Here is a 4,928-nt window from a genome sequence, read left to right as displayed (position 1 = left end):
CCGGCCCGCTCGCCGGGGCCTGCGCGGCGGCGGTGGCGGCGGCCTGGGCCTTGGCCGCCAGCATCTCCTGCGCCGACTCGCGGTTGACGGCCGTGTCGTACTTGGCACCGATCGCGTCGGTCTGGACCAGCACCTGCCGCTCCTGCGGGGTGACCGGCCCGACGCGGCTGCCGGGCGGTGCCACCAGGGTGCGGCTGACCGGTGCCGGCGAGCCATCGGCCTGGAGCAGCGACACCAGCGCCTCGCCGATGCCGAGCTGGGTGATCGCGCTCGCGACGTCGACGCCCGGGCTGGCGCGGAAGGTCTGCGCCGCCGCCTTGACCGCCGCCTGGTCGCACGGGGTGAAGGCATTGAGCTTGTGCTGGATGCGATTGTTGAGCTGCCCCGCCACGGTGTCGGGCACGTCGATCGGGTTCTGGGTGATGAAATAAATGCCGACGCCCTTGGAGCGGATCAGCCGCACCACCTGCTTGACCTTATCCAGCAGCGCCTTCGGTGCCGAATCGAACAACAGATGCGCTTCGTCGAAGAAGAAGCACAGCACCGGCTTGTCGGGGTCGCCGACCTCCGGCAGCAGCTCGAACAGCTCGCTCATCAACCATAGGAGGAAAGTCGCGTAGAGTGCCGGCGTCGCCATCAATTTGTCGGCGGCGAGGATGTTGACGATCCCCCGCCCTTTGTCGTCCGCGCCGATGAAGTCGTGCAGGTCGAGCGCCGGCTCGCCGAAGAAATGCTCGGCACCCTGGCTGCGCAGCTGGAGCAGCGCGCGCTGGATGGTGCCGACCGACTGTTTGGAGATGTTGCCGTAGACGGTGGTCAGCTCGTCGGCGCGCGCGGCGCATTCCGACAGCATCGCCTGCAGGTCGTCGAGGTCGAGGAGCAGCAGCCCCTCCTTGTCGGCGACGTGGAAGGCGATGGTCAGCACCCCCTCCTGCACGTCGTTGAGGTCGAGCAGCCGGGCAAGCAGCAGCGGCCCCATCTCGCTGACGGTGGTGCGGATCGGGTGACCTTGCTGGCCGAGCAGATCCCAGAACTGCACCGGCGTATCGGCATAGGCCCAGTTGGCGTCGCCGATCGCGGCGGCGCGCTTGGCGAAGGCGTCGTGGGTGCGCGCGATCGGCGAGCCGGCCATCGCCAGCCCCGACAGGTCGCCCTTCACGTCGGCGACGAAGCTCGGCACGCCGGCGCGGCTGAACTGCTCGACGATGCCCTGCAGTGTCACCGTCTTGCCGGTGCCGGTCGCGCCGGCAATCAGCCCGTGGCGGTTGGCGAGGCGGAGCGGCAGCCGCTGTGGGTCGGTACCGCCTTGATTGGCACCGATGAAGATATCGTCCATGAGTGTCTCCCGTCTTGGAAGACCCTACCCGCTTTCGTCATCCCTGCGAAAGCGGGCAACTATCTCCGGCCGGCGCGCAATCCATCAGCCGTGACCTACTGCCCGGCTTACTTGATCTTCACCGGGTAGAAGAGCGCACTGCCCTGCTTGCGGCTGACCAGCAGCAGCACCTGCGTGCGCCCTGCCGCCTTGGCAACGGCGATCCCGCGGGCGAGATCGGCGGCGGTGCGGACCTGCGCCGAGTTGATCGCCTGGATCACGTCGCCACGCTGCAGCTTCTGCGCGGCATCGCTCGACGGATCGACCGACGACACGACCACGCCCTGCACCGTGGAGTCCACGCCGATCGCGCGGGCGATCTGCGGGGTCAGCGGCGTGACGGTGACGCCTAGCGGGTTGTTGGCCGGCTGCGTCGGGGTGGCGCTGTCGTCGTCGGGGATGCCGTCACCGTCATCGTCGCCGCCACGCCCGGTCAGCCTGGCGATCTTCTCCTCGTCCGGCCGGGTCGCAACCGTCGCCGTCAGCCCGAGCGGCTTGCCGTCGCGGATCACGTCGAAGCGCGCGTTGGAGCCCGGCGGAACGTTGGCGATGAGATAGGACAGCGTCTGGTCGGGGGTGACGAGTTGACCGTTGACGCGGGTCACGACGTCGCCAGCCTTCAGCCCTGCCTTGCCGGCAGGGCCGCTCGGCTCGACCGAGGCGATCAGCTCGCCCTGGTTCTTGGGCAGGCCCAGCGCCGCGGCATTGTCGTCGGTCATCTCCTGGATGCCGACGCCGAGATAGCCGCGCTTGACGGTGCCGCCCTTGATCAGCGTGTCGATGACCGGCTTGGCCTCCTCCGCGGGGATCGCGAAACCGATGCCGATATTGCCGCCGGTCGAACTGCCCAGGATCTGCGAGTTGATGCCGATCACCTCGCCGGCGAGGTTGAACATCGGGCCGCCGGAATTGCCCTGGTTGATCGCGGCATCGGTCTGGATGAAGCGGTCGGCCTGGTTGCCGAGCCCGGTGGAGCGATGCACTGCCGAAACGATGCCGGCGGTGACGGTGCCGCCCAGCCCGAACGGATTGCCGATCGCGACCACCCAGTCGCCCGGCCGCGCCCGCGTCGAGTCGCCGAAATGCACGAACGGCAGCGGTGCCGGCGCGGTGATCTTGAGCAGCGCCAGATCGGACGCGGCGTCGCGGCCGACCAGCTTGGCGGTATATTCCTTGCGGTCGGGCAGCGTCACGGTGATCGACTCGACGCTGGCCCCCTTCGCGCCCGGTGCGATGACGTGGTTGTTGGTCACGACATAGCCGTCGGCGGAGATGATGAAGCCCGATCCCAGCGACTGCGCGTCGCGCGTGATCGGCGCGCCGCCCTGGCCGCCGCCGCCCTGCATCTGCCCGAACAGGTCGCCGAACGGCGTCCCGGCAAACGGGTTCTGCGGCTGGCGCACCGTGACCTTCTGGTTGGTGGAGATGTTGACCACCGCCGGCTGCAGCTTGGCGACGAGGTCGGCGAAGCTGGTCGGCGCGCCGGCACGCGGCGCGACCTGCGCCATCTGGCCGGGGTCGTTCTGCGCGGTCTGCCCCGCGCCCGGCTGAAGTGCCAGCGTCGCGGTGGCACCGCCAAGGAGGATCGCGCTGGTGAGGGCGTAGGCGTAACGCACTAGGATGGTTTCCTCTCGAAGGCTAATCAGGTGATTGGATCGGTCCCTGACCCAGACAGGCTGAACGCCGATTGAACATGAACGGGTGCGTCAGCAGCCGGAGCGCCGCTATTTCCCGCGGCCGTAGAACTGCTTCAGATAGGCGTTGTTGGGCGACAGCACGAAGTTGGTCGACCCCGGGCCGCCCGACGGCGTGCCGTCCGCGCCAAAGGTGTGCCGATACGACTGCATGGCGCGGTAGAAGTCGTAGAACTCCGCATCCTTGCCGAAAGCGTCGGCATAGATCTTCGCCGCGCCGGCATCGGCGTCGGCGCGGACGATCTGGGCGTTGCGCTGACCCTCAGCCCGGATCGTCGCCGCCTGTTGCTGGCGCTGGGTCTTCATGCGGCTGAGGGCGCTGTCGAGCGGCAGGCCAGCGGGCAGGTCGGCACGCTTGATCCGCACGTCGACGATCTCGACGCCATATTTCTTCGCGTCGCGCTGCAGGCCGGTCTGGATGTTCTCCATCAACTGGCCGCGCTCCGGGCTGAGCAGCTCGGCGAACTCGCGCTTGCCCAGCTCGTTGCGCAACGCCGAGTTGAAGATCGGCCTCAGCGCGTTCTCGACGCCCAGCTCGCCGCCCGCGGTCAGCACCGTGCGCAGCGGGTCGACGATGCGAAAGCGGGCAAAGGCGTCGACGTTGATCGGCCGCTGGTCGCTTGACAGGACGCGAGTGTCCTCCAGGTCAAGGTCGAGGATGCGCTTGTCGACCCAGACGATCTTGTCGATGAACGGCCAGCGCGCGATCAGCCCCGCGCCGGTGGTGCCGAACGGCTGGCCCCCGTGCCATTCGTTGATGATGCCGACCGGCTGTTCGAAGCGCAGGATCACCGCCTGCTGCGTCTCCGGCACGATCGCGAAGGTCGCCGCGGCCAGGATGACCAGGATCAGCGCGGCAATGCCGGCGACGACCGGGTTGCGCCAGGTGAGGCCGGTCCAACTGAAGCCGTTCATTGCGGCGCTCCCGCCTGGACGACGGCGTCGGGCGCGGCCGGCAGCGGCTTGGCCCCGTTGAGCGGCAGGTACGGCACGACGCCGTTCGCCTCCACCACCGTCTTGTCGCTGCGCGCCAGCACCGCCTCCATCGTCTCGTAATACATGCGCCGACGCGTGACCTCCGGCGCGAGCTTGTACTGGACGTAATATTTGTCGAACGACGCCGCGTCGCCCTGGGCGCGGGCGATCACCTGGCTGGCATAGGATTGCGCGTTGTTGAGGTTGCCGACCGCCTCCTGCTGCGCGGCGGTGACGGCGTTGAACTCCTCGATGATCCGCTGCGGCGCGCTCGCCTGGCGGATCGAGACGCCCTGGATACGCACGCCGGAGTGATAGCTGTCGAGGATATGCTGGGTCAGGTCGCCGACCCGCGTCTCCACCGCGACGCGGCCGCCACCGGTCGCCTGGGTGAAGGTGGTGGTCGCCATGACCGCGCGCATGGCGCTCTCGGCCGCGTCGCGCACCGTCTGGCCGGGGTTCTGCAGCTGAAAGACAAAATCCTGCGGGCTGGTGATGTCCCAGCGCACCGAATAGGCGAGGTCGACGACGTTCTGGTCGCCGGTGAGCATCAGGTTCTCGCCATCGCCCTGCGGGAAGCTGTCGGTACGGATCTTCTGCACGTCGACGGTGCGCACGGTGGAGATCGGGGCCGGCAGCGTCAGGCGGATGCCGGGATCAAGCGTGTCCGAATAGGCTCCGAAAAAGGTGACGACGCCGCGCTGCTGCGGGCCGATCGGGTGGATCGAGGTGTAGAGGACCCACAGCGCAACAACCAGCGCGATGCCGATCCCCCACAGCGCCTTGGGCTCCGGCCGACCGCGACCGCTACTGGTGCCGCCGCCATTGCCGCCGCCACCGCCGCGCGCCCGCGCGAGCAGTTCGTCCAGCGCGCTCGGCTTGGC

Annotated in this window: 4 protein-coding genes; all 4 read right to left on the bottom strand. The window is 68.6% G+C overall.

What is annotated here, in order from left to right; translation table 11 throughout:
- On the bottom strand, positions 1–1,336 hold a 1,336-nt coding region (locus tag HUU96_RS11215; RefSeq protein ID WP_174292882.1), incomplete at its 3' end, for a helicase HerA-like domain-containing protein.
- Positions 1,337–1,443: 107 nt separating this feature from the next.
- Positions 1,444–2,991: a Do family serine endopeptidase gene (locus HUU96_RS11210; RefSeq protein WP_174292881.1), complete on the bottom strand. Its 1,548-nt coding sequence runs from the start codon at positions 2,989–2,991 to the stop codon at positions 1,444–1,446.
- A gap of 108 nt (positions 2,992–3,099) precedes the next feature.
- Positions 3,100–3,984, bottom strand: a complete 885-nt coding sequence (gene hflC, locus HUU96_RS11205) for a protease modulator HflC (protein ID WP_174292880.1) — start codon at positions 3,982–3,984, stop codon at positions 3,100–3,102.
- Positions 3,981–4,928, bottom strand: a 948-nt coding sequence (gene hflK / locus HUU96_RS11200; protein WP_174292879.1) for a protease modulator HflK, incomplete at its 5' end; no start/stop codon positions are given. The genes hflC and hflK, both read right to left, overlap by 4 nt.

Source organism: Sphingomonas bacterium (assembly GCF_903644135.1).
Classification (GTDB): Bacteria; Pseudomonadota; Alphaproteobacteria; order Sphingomonadales; family Sphingomonadaceae; genus Sphingomonas.
The sequence above is the reverse complement of the archived record's forward strand: the minus strand, read 5'-3'. Positions and strand labels throughout refer to the sequence as shown.

Bases quoted from the DNA above. Each gene is read 5' to 3' on its own strand.
- hflC (WP_174292880.1), bottom strand. From the start codon at position 3,984: ATGAACGGCTTCAGTTGGACCGGCCTCACCTGGCGCAACCCGGTCGTC.